Here is a 14549-nt window from a genome sequence, read left to right as displayed (position 1 = left end):
CCAGCGGTTCAGTTACCGGGAAGTGTCAGGAGGTACGCAGCCAGCAGGGACATCCCGGCCAACACGTAGAAAGAAATGGAGACCCAGCGGGGCTTCTTTTGCTGGTGGAAGGAAATCCCACCGCCCACCAGGAGGCCGGCCAGGCCCATGAGGATCACAGACCACATCTAGGCAGCACCGTTTCCGGAAGCTTCCGGTGCGGGCTTCCGAAGGCTATCCACCCAGTTGCGCAGGAGGCGGGCCCCGGCGTCGCCCGACTTCTCGGGGTGGAACTGGGTGGCGCACAGCGGGCCGTTTTCCACGGCAGCGATGAAACGTGCGCCGTGCTCGGACCACGTGACCATGGGGGGCGCCATGCGGGGCTGCACGACGTCGAAGTTCCACTCCTGCACACCGTAGGAGTGAACGAAGTAGAAACGCTCCTGCTCCACACCGGCGAACAGCTTGGAACCCTCAGGTACGTCCACTGTGTTCCATCCCATGTGCGGCACCACGGGAGCAGGAAGGAGTTCGACTTTGCCGGGCCATTCGGCCATGCCTTCGGACTCGGTACCATGCTCAACGCCGGCCTCGAAAAGAACCTGGAGACCCACGCAGATAGCCAGCACCGGACGTCCACCGGCAACCCGGCGTCCAATCATGCGGATGGCGTCTACGGCTTTGAGTTCTTTCATCACGGTCTCATAGGCGCCAACACCGGGGACAACCAGGCCGTCGGCGTTGAGGACGTCCTCAGGCTTGGCGCTGAGCACCACGTGGGCACCCGCCCGCTCGAGCGCGCGGACGGCGGACCGGACGTTGCCGGATCCGTAGTCCAGAACCGTAACGGTCGGCTTGCCCTCCGGCGACTCAGGCCTAACGGATGCCGTGGCGTCAGCCACTGCGCCGTTCTTCAGGACCTGGCTACTCACAGTGCCCCCTTGGTGGAGGGAATGCCCTCGACACGCGGATCGGACTCTACGGCGGCACGCAGTGCGCGCGCGAAAGCCTTGAACTGGGCCTCCACAATGTGGTGCGGATCCCGGCCAGCAAGAACGTTCATGTGCAGGCAAATTCCGGCGTGCAACGTGATTGCCTCGAAAACGTGGCGGGTCAACGAGCCGGTGAAGTGGCCACCGATCAGGTGGTACTCCTGTCCCGCAGGTTCACCACCGTGCACAAGGTACGGACGTCCGGAAACATCAACGACTGCATGGGCGAGGGCTTCGTCCAGAGGCACCGTGGCTTCGCCAAAACGACGAATACCAGCTTTGTCGCCCAAGGCCGTCCGGAGCACCTCACCGAACGTGATGGCAACGTCTTCCACCGTGTGGTGGGCATCGATGTGCGTGTCACCTGTGGCTTTGACCGTCATGTCAATCAGGGAGTGCTTGCACAGTGCGGTCAGCATGTGATCGTAGAACGGTACCGAGGTGCTGATGTCCGAAATTCCGGAACCGTCCAGGTTGATCTCCACCAATACGGAAGATTCGCTGGTGGTGCGCTCCATGCGCGCAGTGCGGGCAGCGGACGGCGTGGCGCCGGTTTCGCTCATTGGGACGTCCTTATGCAGGGAGGGAGGTTGGGTCTATTGACAAGTTTAGGCGCGCTGTGACGCTGAGCGTTCCAGGAGTGCTTCCAGGGCATCAAGGAATGCGGTGGTTTCCGGTTCGGTCCCGGCGGTAACCCGCAAGTGACCCGGAATGCCGACATCACGTATGAGCACGCCTGCGTCGAGCAGCCCTTGCCAGATCTCGTGCGGGTTCTCGAGTCCACCGAAGAAGACGTAGTTCGAGTCCGACGCCGCGGGCTTGAGTCCCATGCGGAGAAGTTCGGTAACGATCCGATCGCGCTGGACCTTGATGTCCTCAACGTCGGCCATCAGGGCCTCGCGGTGAGTCAATGCTGCGAGGGCGGTGGCCTGCGTGATGGCAGACAAGTGGTAAGGCAGGCGGACCAACCTGATGGCGTCCGTAACTTCAGGGGCCGCCGCCATGTAGCCGAGCCGGGCACCTGCCAGGGCAAAGGCCTTGCTCATGGTGCGCGAAACGATCAGTCGCTCACGGCCGGGCAGGAGCGTCAACGCGCTCGGAGTGTTGTCGTGGGCGAACTCGTGGTAGGCCTCGTCCACGATCACGATGGCCTGGCTTGCTTCACCGGCTTCATACACGGCCTCCACCACATCCAGGCCCAGGCCCGTCCCTGTGGGGTTGTTCGGTGAGCACAGGAAAACGATGTTGGCTCCGGTTTCGCGCACCTGCGCAGCCGCCGACCGGGCATCCAGCCCGTAGTCATCGGCGCGGACTCCCCGGATGTATTCGGTATCCGTTCCGCTGGCCAGCAACGGGTACATGGAATACGTGGGCGGGAAGCCAAGGGCCTTGCGTCCCGGGCCGCCAAACGCTTGCAGGATCTGTTGCAGGACCTCGTTGGACCCGTTGGCGGCCCAGATGTTGTCTGCTGAAAGGCCGTGGCCCAGATACTCGGCGAGGGCCTCACGAAGATCGGTGAACTCGCGGTCAGGATAGCGGTTCAGTCCCGTGGCTGCTGCTGCCACGGCCTCAGTAATCGCCGCCTGAACATCGGCGGGGACGCCATGGGTGTTTTCGTTAACGTTGAGCAAAACGGGGACATCAAGCTGCGGTGCGCCGTAGGGGCTCAGTCCACGCAGGTTGGTCCGGAGGGGTAGTCGGTCAAGTCGCTCAAGCTGCTCACTCACTGGAACAGTTTAAGGGGCTGGCGGGACTGCGGAGTAACTATGACGTCGCGGCGCGGGATCCGGCTACCGGCTAACAGCCTTAGTGGGCCGGGACGAACAGCTGCTGCCCCGGAAGGATGCGCCCGCCGCGGAGGTCGTTCAACTGGATGATTTCAGCAATGACATCACGCGGGTCCCGCTCCGGAGCCGCCGCGCCGGCAATGCCCCACAGGGACTGACCGGGCTGGACTGTCACAGAGACTGCAACCGGCGGCTGCAGCTCGGCCTGGGAATCGGAAGCCTTGGCAGGGGAAGTGATGAACCCGGCAAGGCTGAGCAGAACAGCCGCCAGCAGCATGGCCGGGATGAAGAAGAACACCACCCGGCCACGGCGGGTCAGGCGCAGGCGGGCGGGGGCCTGCGTGGTGCGGAAATCAGCGAACGAAGTTATTGCGGACATGAGCTGAGCCCTTCTGAGCTATTGCCTTGCTCCGGAGCTTCCGGAGCAAGGCTGCCAATTCTTTGTGTGCTCCTCCCGACTGCGGCCGGTATTCGAACAGTTCGTTCGAACATCCAGTTTCAGCGCGAGGTTTATAGAACACATGTTCGAACCTTGCTATGACATTTTTAGCACTTATCAACGAACGGTGTCGAGACTCGCTAGAACAAATGTTTGATAAACGCCTGTGCCTGCCCTACGTTTGAGTGAAGGAACAGCACTGTTTCAGTGGAACAGGAGGGTCTGACATTTTTTCAGTCCCTGCATCCCCGGTTCGTTTCGGGGCGGAACGAAAGGCATTGGCGAACATGGCAGCGAAAGCCACAGGCGGCGGGGTACCCCTGCGGAGCCAACAGCCTCCCAAGACTCCCAAGAGCCTGACCGTGCGCCAGAAAAAGATCCTGGAAACCATCCAGCGGTCAGTCAACGACAACGGCTATCCGCCCAGCATGCGCGAAATCGGGGACACCGTTGGACTGGCCAGCCTTTCCAGCGTTACCCACCAGTTGTCCCAGCTGGAAAAACTCGGCTACCTTCGCCGGGACCCCAAGCGTCCCCGCGCAATGGAAGTACTGATGCCCTTGACCCTGGACGGCGGCCCCATCCCGGGCGTGGAGGCACCGGCAACGCTTCGGAGCACCGGCGGCCTGGCTGTGACAGAACTCACGAGTGCAAGCGACACCGCCATGGTTCCGCTGGTTGGCCGCATCGCGGCAGGCGGACCCATCCTGGCCGACCAGACAGTTGAGGACGTGCTCCCCCTGCCCAGGCAACTGGTGGGACACGGTGAGCTCTTCATGTTGAAAGTCGCTGGCGACTCCATGATTGATGCCGCGATCTGCGACGGCGACTGGGTCGTTGTCCGCCGCCAGAACGACGCCATCAACGGCGACATCGTGGCCGCTTTGCTGGACGACGAAGCCACTGTAAAGACGTTCCGACAGCGCGATGGCCATACCTGGCTGCTGCCCCAAAACACCCAGTACGAACCCATTCTCGGCGACCAGGCAACCATCATGGGCAAGGTCGTTTCGGTACTGAGGTCCCTCTAGCTTTTTCCGACCCGTAAGGGGCCCGGAGCTGACTGTCCTCTACGCCTTCCTGGCGGATCCCAAGCGCTCCAGGACACCACGAACCACGGTGCGGTCAGTGGTCGGCCAGAACGGCGGCAGGGCGGCCCGCAGGAACCCGCCGTAACGTTCTGTCGACAGGCGTGAATCAAGGACTGCCACTACGCCCTTGTCACCGGTGGACCGGATCAGGCGCCCTGCACCCTGCGCGAGCCGGATGGCTGCGTGGGTGGCGGAAACAGCCATGAACCCGTTCCCCCCGGACTGTGCCACGGCACGGGAACGGGCGGTCATCAGGGGATCGTCAGGACGCGGGAAGGGAATCCGGTCAATAACCACCAGGCGGCATGAGCCGCCGGGTACGTCCACCCCTTGCCACAGCGACATGGTTCCGAAGAGGCAAGTATCCGGCTCGTCGGCAAATTGCTTCACCAACGCAGCCATGGTCGATTCGCCTTGACAGAGGATATCCACGTCCAGGCGCAGCCGCATGGCGTCCGCAGCTTCCTCGGCGGCCCGCCGTGAGGAGAAGAGACACAGTGCTCCCCCGCCGGATGCCCGGATGAGGTCTTCCAATTCGTCCAAGGCCTCCGGCGACGTGCCCCGACCGGGTTTCGGAAGGTGCTTCGCTACGTACAGCACCCCCTGTTTGGGGTAATCAAAAGGAGATCCGACGTCGATTCCTGTCCAGCTGGGCGCGCCGTCGCCAATCAGGCCGAGGCCTCCGGCCGCGGGTTCAAAAGCCGAGCCGATGGCCAGCGTGGCCGAGGTCAGCACCACCGTGTGTCCGGCGAACAATCCCTCGCGCAACCTGCCTGCCACGCTCAGCGGCGCGATGTTGATGAGCGCAGGCGCGGTCTCGTCAGGTTGGGAGTATCCCTGCTGGGGATCAAAAGTGCTGTTACGGGAGAACCACACTACTTCGCGGTTCTCCTTGGCAGCGAGCATCCGTTCGCACAGCTCAAGGATGAGCATCAGCCGCGAACGTGCCAGCTGCCGTCCGCCGTCCGCGGCACTGGAGGAATCAGTCTTCGAATCGGACAGGGCCGCCCGTGTGGCGTCGCGCAGCTGGTCCAGGCAATCGAGTTGTTCGTCGTTGAGTCCGCTGGGAAGGAGCCCGTTGGGTACTCCCGCAATAGCCATGTCCAGCCTATCCGCGGCTGCATTCAGGGCGTCAACGGTGATGGCTGTGTGCTTGCGGGCGCTTGATGCCGCGGCGTGCACCATGGCTACAGAGAGTTGCCCTGACACTGCCCCTGTGACCCGGTCCTGAAGCTCGTGGGCCTCGTCCACCACCACGACGTCGTACTCGGGCAGCACCGCGAGGCCTTCGAACGCGCTGACGGCCAACATGGCGTGGTTGGTGACCACGACATCGGCTTCGGCTGCCCGGGCGCGTGCCAGCTCGCTGAAGCACTCCTCGGCAACCGGACATTTCTGGGCCCCAAGGCACTCCATGGACGTCACGGAGACCTGCCGCCAGGCACGGTCCGTGACCCCTGGCATGAGCTCGTCCCGGTCGCCGGTGGCCGTCGTTTCGGCCCACTCCCGGAGCCGGACAACCTCCTTGCCCAGCTGGGACGACGGGCCACCGACCGACGCCGCGAAGTGCGGCACGCTCGTGTCCTCGCCGAGGGAGAAAAGTTGTCCTTCGGAGGGCTCCTCACTCGGGAAGCCGCCCTCGAGCTTTTGCAGGCAGACGTAGTTTGCCCTGCCCTTCACGAGCGCGACATTGACCGGACGGTCCAGGGCAGGATTGATGGTCTCCAGCAAACGCGGAAGATCCCTGCCTACGATCTGGGTCTGCAAAGCCAAGGTGGCGGTGGACACGAGCGTCGGTTTATCGCTGTCCATGGAATGGGCGATCAACGGTATTAGGTACGCCAATGACTTACCCGTACCGGTTCCCGCCTGGACCAGCAGATGTTCCCCGGTCTCAATGGCCCGGGTGACGTGCTTGGCCATTTCGTGCTGGCCGGCACGGCTTTGGCCGCCCATTCCGGCGACAGCCCGGTCCAACAATTCCAGGGTGGTCTTCTCTCCCACCGACTCGACGGCGTCCGCCGCCACCTTCTCAACCATTACTGACGAATGACTCCAGCTCAGCTGCCAGACCTTCACGGACCATCGCCACCACGCGCGTCCCGCTTTCCTCGTGTTCCAGGCTGAGGATCTCGGAATCGGAATTGTGCAGCTTGTTGATCATGTCGCCGCGGTCGTACGGGATGAGCACTTCAAGCCGCACCCCCGGGCGCGGTATGGACCGGCTGATGTCCTGCAGCAGTTCGGCGATTCCCTGTCCTGTGCGGGTGGAAACCACTGCGTGCCGGGGTTCCTTCTGGTTGAGACGCTCAACCACGAAAGGATCGGCCACATCAACCTTGTTCAGGACAATGATCTCGGGAACCTTGCGGGCGTCGACCTCGGTGAAGACAGTGCGCACTGCTGCGATCTGACCTTCGGGGTCCGGGTGGGATGCATCCACGACATGGAGGATGAGGTCCGCATCGGCCACTTCCTCGAGCGTTGAGCGGAAGGCCTCAACGAGCTGGGTCGGCAGTGAGCGCACGAATCCCACGGTGTCGGCCAGTGTGTAGCCGATGCCGTCAGGAGTCTGCGCTTTGCGGACCGTGGGATCCAGAGTGGCGAACAGTGCGTTCTCCACAAGGACACCTGCGTCGGTGAGGCGGTTCAACAACGACGACTTACCGGCGTTGGTGTACCCGGCAATTGCGACGGACGGAACAGCATTACGACGGCGGTTGGCACGTTTGGTCTCACGGGCCGGCTTCATCGCGGCGATTTCCCGGCGCAGTTTGGCCATGCGTGTGCGGATTCGGCGGCGGTCCAGTTCGATCTTGGTTTCGCCGGGACCGCGCGAGCCCATGCCTGCCCCGGCCCCGCCCACCTGGCCGCCGGCCTGCCGGGACATGGAGTCACCCCAACCACGCAGGCGTGGAAGCAGGTATTCCAGCTGCGCGAGCTCCACCTGGGCCTTGCCTTCGCGGCTCTTGGCGTGCTGGGCGAAGATATCCAGGATCAGCGTGGTCCGGTCAACGACCTTGACCTTCACGATGTCCTCAAGACCGCGTCGCTGTGACGGTGCCAGTTCAGTGTCCACCACGACAGTGTCCGCGCCTGTGGCAGCGACAATGTCCTTGAGTTCCTGTGCCTTGCCGGATCCAAGGAACGTTCCCGGGTCCGGCTTGGAGCGGCGTTGGACCAGGCCATCAAGTACTTCAGAACCTGCGGTCTCGGCAAGGGCCGCGAGTTCGCGCAGCGAGTTCTCGGCGTCGGCCAGGGTACCTTCTGTCCACAGACCAGCCAGCACAACGCGTTCGAGGCGCAGCTGCCGGTATTCGACCTCTGTGACGTCTTCGAGTTCAGTCGACAACCCCGCGGTGCGGCGCAAGGCGCGACGCTCGGCCAGGTCTTCCTGGTCGCCGTCGTAGATACTGTGCTCTTGGTCCAGGGTCGAGATGGCCTGCGCCTTGCCGAACACACCACTGGTGTCGTTGTCTTCGGATGCCTGCGCGGGGGCATCCTTGGAAAGAATCCGGTCGATGACGGCCTGGATTTGTTCAGGACTCATGTCCTGGGCGTCGGAATCGGATCCGGAGTGCTTCTGGGTGGTCATGGTCTCCTTAGACTGTTCGGCAATTCCAGAATAGTGCTGTTTGTCGCTCGATGGGGCGCTCTTCGCGCTGGGCTGACGGGCTTGGGCCAAAGTGGCCTCCTGTGTGCTGAACGCCACTGGCCTGTCGGGGACGTGGCGTCGGTGATCTGACGGGTGGATCCGCAGGGAGGTCCTGGCCTGCTTGAAGTCGTTATGCTGCCCACCAGGGTTCGCACGACGGCCCGGTTCCGGGAATACCATCATGTGAAGGCATGGGTGGGGCTTTGATCTTCTGTGCGTCCGGCGCCACGAGGAAGTGGCGCCGACATGTGCCGTGGGACCTGCCGGGCGGAAAGGCCATGGGCCGGGCATGGTGCCAGGCCGGACCTGCGTCGCGGGCGGTGCCGGGGAACGCCTGGAAAGCAGGCGTGGTTCGGCCGATTACTCAAAGATCAAGAACATGACCTCAACACTATCAGCCGTGTCAAACGAACCTGGGACCGTGGCGGTTTCCCAAGGCGCCAATAGCCAACTAATCTGGCAAATTATGGAGTCTGCACACTATTTCACCGCCCAGCCGGCTGGGCCGTTCACCCGCAAGCCACTCACAGTTGAACTCGCTGGAGCTACGCGCCACCTGCAGACGTCATCCGGCATCTTCAGCCCCGACGGCGTGGACAAGGGAACGGCAATACTCCTTTCAGAGGTTCCACCGCCCGCTCCCCAAGGCAATCTGCTGGACATCGGCTGCGGCTGGGGTCCGATAGCCCTCACCCTTGCTTTGATGGCCCCGCACGCCCGCGTGTACGCCGTCGACGTCAACGAACGCTGCGTGACCCTGACCAACGAGAACGCAGCGGCCCTGGGCCTGGACAACGTGACCGCCAGCCTCCCGCATGAGGTGGACCCCGCCGTCGAGTTCGACACCATCTGGTCCAATCCGCCCATCCGGATCGGCAAGGATGAACTCCACTCGTTGTTGCTGACCTGGTTGCCGCGGCTGGCGCCGGGAGGAAACGCATGGCTGGTGGTTCAGAAGAACCTGGGTTCAGATTCCTTGCAGCGGTGGCTGGCTTCTGAACTGGATGCGTCTTTCAGCGTTTCCCGCGAAAGCACGTCGAAGTCCTTCAGGATCATTCGGGTCAGGAAAGCGTCCCGCTAGCCACTATGACGGCGGGGCCGCTGAGTTCAACGTGCTCACGGCCACCGGCGCCGGGGAAGAACTTCACACCGACGACGCCGCCGGGAACCTTGACGTGCCAGTCGTTGGGCGCCGTGCTGCCGGCCCAGTGACGGATTGCAACCGCTGCTGCGCAGGCTCCCGTACCGCAGGACTGGGTCTCCCCCACTCCCCGCTCGTGCACGCGCATGGTGATGGTTCCGACGCCGTCTTCGACCAACGGTTCGGCCGGTACAACGAATTCAACATTGGTGCCGTTGACCGGCTTGGGATCAACAACCGGAGCCTTGAACAGCTGGGTGGCTGAAAGCTCGCTGAGTTCGGCCAAGGCAACGACTGTGTGCGGGTTGCCCATACTGACCGAAAGGCCGGGGCGTGCCACTTCCAGGCCGTCCGCGCTGACCAGGGCATCCATGGCCTTGCTGGTTGCCTCGTCCGGGAAAATGAACTCCCAAGGGCCCATGTCCACCGCGTATCCGTTCACGGTACGGACTACTTTCTTGACTCCGCCACGCGTGCCGATGGTGAGGGTTTCGCCGGGACCAAGGTCCACCAATCCCTGCTCATTGAGGAAGTGAACGAAGACGCGCACGCCGTTGCCGCACATTTCGGACAGCGAACCGTCGCCGTTGCGGTAGTCCATGAACCACTCCGCAGCAGGGTCCACTTCCAGGAGTGCCCGCCCTTCCGGGAGGAACCGCGAGGGAACTGCACGGATAAGTCCGTCGCCACCGATGCCCGTGTGGCGATCGCACAAGTGTGCCACCTGTTCGGGAGTGATCTCGTGGGCGTCGCCGGGATCGGCGATCAGGACGAAATCGTTGCCTGTCCCGTGCCCTTTAGAGAACGCCAATCCGGCAAGGCTCGATGTGGGTTCGGCAGCCCCGGCAGCCGAGGGCTGGCGGGTGGGAACTGAGGCGGTTTCATCCATGGAACCAAGGCTACCTTCCACGTGTGTTCGGCCAGAAATCACCCAAGGTTACTCCTGGGCGAGGATTGCCGACACGGCCCGGGATGTCAGCCCGGGGTCCTTCCAGTCCAACCATGAGATCCGTGGGTCTGCACGGAACCAGGTGAGCTGGCGGCGCGCGAACTGCCTTGTGGCGACGATGGTCTCCTCGGCCGCGGCCGGCACGTCCATCTCACCGTCCAGGACTTTGAGGAACTGGGCGTACCCCAGAGCCCTTGATGCTGTTTTGCCCTGGCGCAATCCCAGGGTGTCGAGTCGCGCGACCTCGTTCTCCAGGCCGGTCTCGACCATGCGGTGCACTCGGCGGGCAAGCCGCTCCCTGAGTTCTTCGCGGTCAACGGAAAGGCCGATCTGAACAGCGGGTTGATAGTACTCCCTCTGGGGCATGAATGAACTGAAGGCTCGACCTGTCAGTCCGTGGACCTCCAAAGCACGAATTACCCTTCGGGCGTCGCCAAGACGGGCTGCCGAGACCGGGTCCACTTCCTCCAGGCGGGCCCTGAGCGGAGCCAGTCCTTTGGCTTCGTATTCGTCCTCGAGGCTTCGGCGCAGAGCGGGATCCGTTCCCGGAAACTCCAGGATGTCCAGGGCCGCGCGCACGTACAGTCCGGATCCGCCGACCAGAATGGCGTGCTTCCCCCTGGAGTGGATGTCCGCGATGACTGCGCGGCATTCGCTTTGGAAGTCCGCCACGCTTGCCTCTTGCGTGACATCCATGATGTCCAGGAGATGATGCGGAACGCCTTTCCGCTCTTCCATGCTGATCTTGGCTGTGCCGATGTCCATGCCCCGGTAGAACTGCAGCGCGTCAGCATTGATGACTTCGCCACCGAGCGCCAGGGCGATGTTGACGCCCAGATCCGATTTGCCCGAACCTGTGGGCCCGACCACGGCGATGACAGGCCGGGCCTGCTGGGAATCCGACATGGAATGGACGACGCGGCTACGCGCGGCGGATCGGCAATGCGGGCATGCCCAAGGACACCCCGGTCTTGCCGCCGGATGTGCCTGGTGCGGGAACACCGCAGGAGTCGGCCTGCGAACGGTCCCAGGCATCTCCGGCCCTGGAACGCCGCAGGACGTAGTCATTGGTTGTCGCGGGGTCGGCTACCAAGTGGAAAGCGGCTGCTTCCGTAATGGTCACCGTCACGAAGTCCCCGGGACGGGGGGTTTCCGCACCGTCAGGGACGGAAAAGTGCACAAGCCGCTGGTCCTTGGTCCGCCCGGAAAGCCGATGGGTCTCCTCGGCCTTCCTGCCTGCCTGGGCTGTCACCAGGACCTCGACCTGCCGGCCAAGCTGCGCGGCGTTTTCCTCGGCGGCGATACGGTCCTGCAGGGCCGTGAGCCGTTCGAAGCGCTCCTGGACCACCGCTTTAGGCAGCTGATCAGGCAAGTCCGCTGCCGGTGTTCCCGGACGCTTGGAGTACTGGAACGTGAAGGCCGAGGAGAACCGCGACTTCTCCACGACGTCCAAGGTCGCCTGGAAATCCTCTTCGGTTTCACCCGGGAATCCAACAATGATGTCAGTGGTGATGGCAGCGTGCGGAATCCGCTCACGCACTTTGTCCAGGATGCCCAGGAAGCGGCTGGAGCGGTAGGAACGACGCATGTCCTTGAGGACTTTGTCCGATCCCGACTGCAGTGGCATATGAAGCTGCGGCATCACGTTGGGGGTTTCAGCCATGGCATCGATGACGTCATCGGTGAAGGCCGCGGGGTGGGGGCTGGTAAACCGCACGCGTTCGAGACCCTCGATGTCACCGCAGGCACGGAGGAGTTTGGAAAAGGCCAGGCGATCGCCGAATTCCACCCCGTACGAGTTCACGTTCTGGCCCAGCAACGTAACTTCGACAACGCCGTCATCGACGAGGGCCTGGATTTCCGCGAGGATCTCGCCTGGACGGCGGTCCTTTTCCTTGCCGCGCAGCGAGGGAACGATGCAAAACGTGCAGGTGTTGTTGCAACCGACTGAAATGGAAACCCACCCCGAGTACACAGACTCACGCTTGGTAGGAAGCGTGGACGGGAAGACGTCCAGGGATTCCAGGATTTCGAGTTGGGCCTCGTTGTTGTGCCGGGCCCGCTTGAGGAGGGCCGGCAGGGCGCCCACATTGTGGGTGCCGAAGACAGCATCCACCCACGGCGCTTTCCGGACAATGGTCTCGCGGTCCTTCTGCGCCAGGCACCCGCCAACGGCAATCTGCATGCCGGGATGGGATTCCTTGACCTGCCGCAATTGCCCAAGGTTTCCGTAGAGCTTGTTGTCCGCATTCTCCCGCACAGCGCACGTGTTGAAGACAACGACATCGGCAACGTCGCCCTCTGCAGGAACGTAGCCGGCGTCCTCTAGCAGGCCCGCCATGCGCTCGGAATCATGGACGTTCATCTGGCAACCGAAAGTACGGACCTGATACGTCCGGGGCTCAGTCGAAGCAGCGGTGGCAGGTGTTGGGGAGGGAATGGTCAAACTCACTACTCAAGGGTACCGGCTTCTGCCAGCACCTCACCGACGATCCTGAAGGCCAACGATGGAGCGTAGCCCTTGCGCGCCAACATGGAGGCCAACCTGCGCGTGTACTTGTCCCGCTCGGCACGGTCCGAGAGGTTCATGCCCGGCCGAAGCTTACGCTGCACCAGATCCCTCGCGGCTGTCTCTTCATCCTGGTCACTGAGTTGCGACAGTGCTTCCTCGGCGGCCTCGAGGACGATGCCCTTATCAGCCAGTTCGCGACGAAGTGCACCTTTGGCCAGTTTCTTGCTTTGTGAACGGCTCCGCACCCACATCCGGGCGAATTCAGCGTCATCAATCAGCTGAACTTCCTCGAAGCGGTCCAGTACCGCCTCGGCAACGTCCTTGGGAACATTGCGTTCCGCCAGTTTGCGGGACAACTGCAGGCGGCTCCGTGGCGCCATCGTCAACTGTCGCAGGACGATGGCACGCGCCACGGACTCAGGGTCGGGCTCGGAGTCTGCAGCCAGGGCAGACTCCGGGTCCGGCCCGGTGCTAGCCGTCAACGGCCTTCAGCTTTGGGGAGTCTTCCTCCGGCTTGACGCCAACGCCAAGCTTTTCCTTGATCAGGCGCTCCAGCTCCTGCGCCAACTCGGGGTTGTCCCGCAGGAACCGCCGCGAGTTTTCCATGCCCTGGCCGAGCTGGTCGCCGTCGTAGGTAAACCACGAACCGGACTTCTTGATGATGCCGTGCTCAACGCCCATGTCGATGATGCCACCCTCGCGGGAGATGCCCTGACCATAGATGATGTCGAACTCGGCGATCTTGAACGGCGGAGCCATCTTGTTCTTGACGATCTTGGCCTTGGTGCGGTTACCTACGGAATCCGCGCCCTCCTTCAGCGTCTGGATGCGACGAACGTCGATGCGGACCGAAGCGTAGAACTTAAGCGCCTTGCCACCGGTGGTGGTTTCCGGCGAGCCAAAGAAGACGCCGATCTTCTCACGCAGCTGGTTGATGAAGATGGCAGTGGTCTTGGTCTGGCTCAAACGACCAGTGATCTTACGCAGCGCCTGGCTCATAAGGCGCGCCTGGAGGCCAACGTGGGAGTCACCCATTTCGCCTTCGATTTCGGCACGGGGTACCAACGCGGCGACGGAGTCGATGACGATGATGTCCAGCGAACCGGAGCCCACCAGCATGTCCATGATTTCCAGGGCCTGCTCACCCGTATCCGGCTGGGAAACGAGGAGGGCGTCGGTGTCCACACCCAGCTTCGCGGCGTAGTCCGGGTCCAGCGCGTGCTCGGCGTCAATGAACGCGGCGATACCGCCGGCGCGCTGTGCGTTGGCTACGGCGTGCAGCGCCACGGTGGTCTTACCCGACGATTCAGGACCGTAGATTTCCACGACGCGGCCGCGGGGCAGGCCGCCGATGCCGAGGGCCACGTCCAGCGCAATGGAACCGGTGGGAATGACTTCGATGGGCGCACGGGTGTCATCACCCAAACGCATGATGGAGCCTTTGCCGAACTGCTTGTCGATCTGGGCAAGCGCTGCTTCGAGCGCCTTTTCACGATCCGGGGTTGCCGCCATGGTTCACACCTCTGATGCTTTCTCGCTGTGGAGTGGCCCGATAGGCCGCTTTCCTGTCATCCCAGACGCTATTACGGCGGCCTGACATTTTTAGGTGCCGACTCCGGCTATGTGGATAACCTGCTTGCCGAATGCTGTTGGAATGCGTCCTACGGGATCAATTTTCCTCTCACAGGAGCATATCCCCATCCGAACAGATATTCGAACAATGGTGCGGCGTGTCTCCCGGCGCCGAGGCGTTCCTGCCAGCGGCAGACTCAGTTCGAGGCGGGCTTGATGTCCCTGCCGAGCCTGCGCTCGGGGGGTACGTCCTGGACCTCGCACACGGCCAGCCAGACCTCACGGGGATGGTATCCGGCCGCCAGGGCCTCCACGGCCGTCCGCCCGCCCACACCGGCGAGTACCAGCGAGTTGGCCAGGACACGGGAATAGCCGGCCCCGAATTCATCGTCCATCAATCGCCAAAAGTCACTTGCCCTCACGGATAGAGTC

Annotated in this window: 15 protein-coding genes; 2 read left to right on the top strand and 13 right to left on the bottom strand. The window is 62.9% G+C overall.

What is annotated here, in order from left to right; translation table 11 throughout:
* Window positions 1-8 precede the first annotated feature (8 nt).
* The 5 genes from JMY29_RS07620 to JMY29_RS07600 all read right to left on the bottom strand — a co-directional run bounded on the left by JMY29_RS07620 (window position 9) and on the right by JMY29_RS07600 (window position 3137).
* Window positions 9-167: a hypothetical protein gene (locus JMY29_RS07620; protein ID WP_018779088.1), complete on the bottom strand. Its 159-nt coding sequence runs from the start codon at window positions 165-167 to the stop codon at window positions 9-11.
* On the bottom strand, window positions 168-911 hold the full coding sequence (gene hisH, locus JMY29_RS07615; protein ID WP_189075787.1) for an imidazole glycerol phosphate synthase subunit HisH: 744 nt from the start codon (window positions 909-911) through the stop codon (window positions 168-170). It abuts the gene before it with no gap.
* Window positions 908-1534 carry an imidazoleglycerol-phosphate dehydratase HisB gene (gene hisB, locus JMY29_RS07610; RefSeq protein ID WP_018779086.1) on the bottom strand — a complete coding sequence of 209 codons (627 nt, stop codon included), beginning with the start codon at window positions 1532-1534 and terminating at the stop codon, window positions 908-910. Before hisB ends, hisH begins: the two co-directional genes overlap by 4 nt.
* A gap of 45 nt (window positions 1535-1579) precedes the next feature.
* Complete coding sequence (locus JMY29_RS07605) at window positions 1580-2698, bottom strand: histidinol-phosphate transaminase (RefSeq protein ID WP_189075788.1); 1119 nt, start codon at window positions 2696-2698, stop codon at window positions 1580-1582.
* A gap of 79 nt (window positions 2699-2777) precedes the next feature.
* The gene (locus JMY29_RS07600; RefSeq protein WP_039240619.1) at window positions 2778-3137 is read right to left on the bottom strand and encodes a LysM peptidoglycan-binding domain-containing protein; all 360 of its coding nucleotides are present in this window, start codon (window positions 3135-3137) and stop codon (window positions 2778-2780) included.
* Between the two features lie 347 nt (window positions 3138-3484).
* Between JMY29_RS07600 and lexA the strand changes: the two genes are divergently transcribed.
* A complete protein-coding gene (gene lexA, locus JMY29_RS07595) occupies window positions 3485-4228 on the top strand; it encodes a transcriptional repressor LexA (protein ID WP_018779083.1) in 744 nt (247 codons plus the stop codon).
* A 39-nt stretch (window positions 4229-4267) separates the two neighbouring features.
* Here lexA and JMY29_RS07590 read toward each other — a convergent pair whose 3' ends face one another.
* Window positions 4268-6328, bottom strand: coding sequence for an ATP-dependent DNA helicase (locus tag JMY29_RS07590; RefSeq protein ID WP_189075789.1), 2061 nt, complete (start codon window positions 6326-6328; stop codon window positions 4268-4270).
* Window positions 6321-7883, bottom strand: coding sequence for a GTPase HflX (hflX, locus tag JMY29_RS07585; RefSeq protein WP_189075790.1), 1563 nt, complete (start codon window positions 7881-7883; stop codon window positions 6321-6323). The genes JMY29_RS07590 and hflX overlap by 8 nt, the downstream gene beginning before the upstream one ends.
* 526 nt (window positions 7884-8409) lie before the next feature.
* On the opposite strand from hflX, the gene JMY29_RS07580 reads away from it, so the two are divergent.
* Window positions 8410-9024 (top strand): class I SAM-dependent methyltransferase, encoded by a 615-nt coding sequence (locus tag JMY29_RS07580; protein ID WP_018779080.1) that lies wholly within the window; start codon window positions 8410-8412, stop codon window positions 9022-9024.
* Here the strand turns inward: JMY29_RS07580 and dapF are convergent.
* From dapF to JMY29_RS07550, 6 genes are all read right to left on the bottom strand, one after another.
* On the bottom strand, window positions 9005-9973 hold the full coding sequence (dapF, locus tag JMY29_RS07575; protein ID WP_018779079.1) for a diaminopimelate epimerase: 969 nt from the start codon (window positions 9971-9973) through the stop codon (window positions 9005-9007). The two genes, JMY29_RS07580 and dapF, sit on opposite strands and share 20 nt — an antisense overlap.
* Before the next feature lie 48 nt (window positions 9974-10021).
* Window positions 10022-10939 (bottom strand): tRNA (adenosine(37)-N6)-dimethylallyltransferase MiaA, encoded by a 918-nt coding sequence (miaA, locus tag JMY29_RS07570; protein ID WP_189075791.1) that lies wholly within the window; start codon window positions 10937-10939, stop codon window positions 10022-10024.
* A 16-nt stretch (window positions 10940-10955) separates the two neighbouring features.
* Window positions 10956-12485 carry a tRNA (N6-isopentenyl adenosine(37)-C2)-methylthiotransferase MiaB gene (gene miaB / locus JMY29_RS07565; protein ID WP_189075792.1) on the bottom strand — a complete coding sequence of 510 codons (1530 nt, stop codon included), beginning with the start codon at window positions 12483-12485 and terminating at the stop codon, window positions 10956-10958.
* The gene (locus JMY29_RS07560; protein ID WP_064723167.1) at window positions 12485-13027 is read right to left on the bottom strand and encodes a regulatory protein RecX; all 543 of its coding nucleotides are present in this window, start codon (window positions 13025-13027) and stop codon (window positions 12485-12487) included. Before JMY29_RS07560 ends, miaB begins: the two co-directional genes overlap by 1 nt.
* Window positions 13017-14057: a recombinase RecA gene (gene recA, locus JMY29_RS07555; RefSeq protein ID WP_018779075.1), complete on the bottom strand. Its 1041-nt coding sequence runs from the start codon at window positions 14055-14057 to the stop codon at window positions 13017-13019. Before recA ends, JMY29_RS07560 begins: the two co-directional genes overlap by 11 nt.
* A 257-nt stretch (window positions 14058-14314) precedes the next feature.
* Complete coding sequence (locus JMY29_RS07550; RefSeq protein WP_026267343.1) at window positions 14315-14539, bottom strand: DUF3046 domain-containing protein; 225 nt, start codon at window positions 14537-14539, stop codon at window positions 14315-14317.
* Window positions 14540-14549: the final 10 nt, after the last annotated feature.

The sequence above is a fragment of the Paenarthrobacter nicotinovorans genome (genome assembly GCF_021919345.1).
In the GTDB taxonomy this organism is placed as follows: Bacteria; Actinomycetota; Actinomycetes; order Actinomycetales; family Micrococcaceae; genus Arthrobacter; species Arthrobacter nicotinovorans.
The sequence above is the reverse complement of the archived record's forward strand: the minus strand, read 5'-3'. Positions and strand labels throughout refer to the sequence as shown.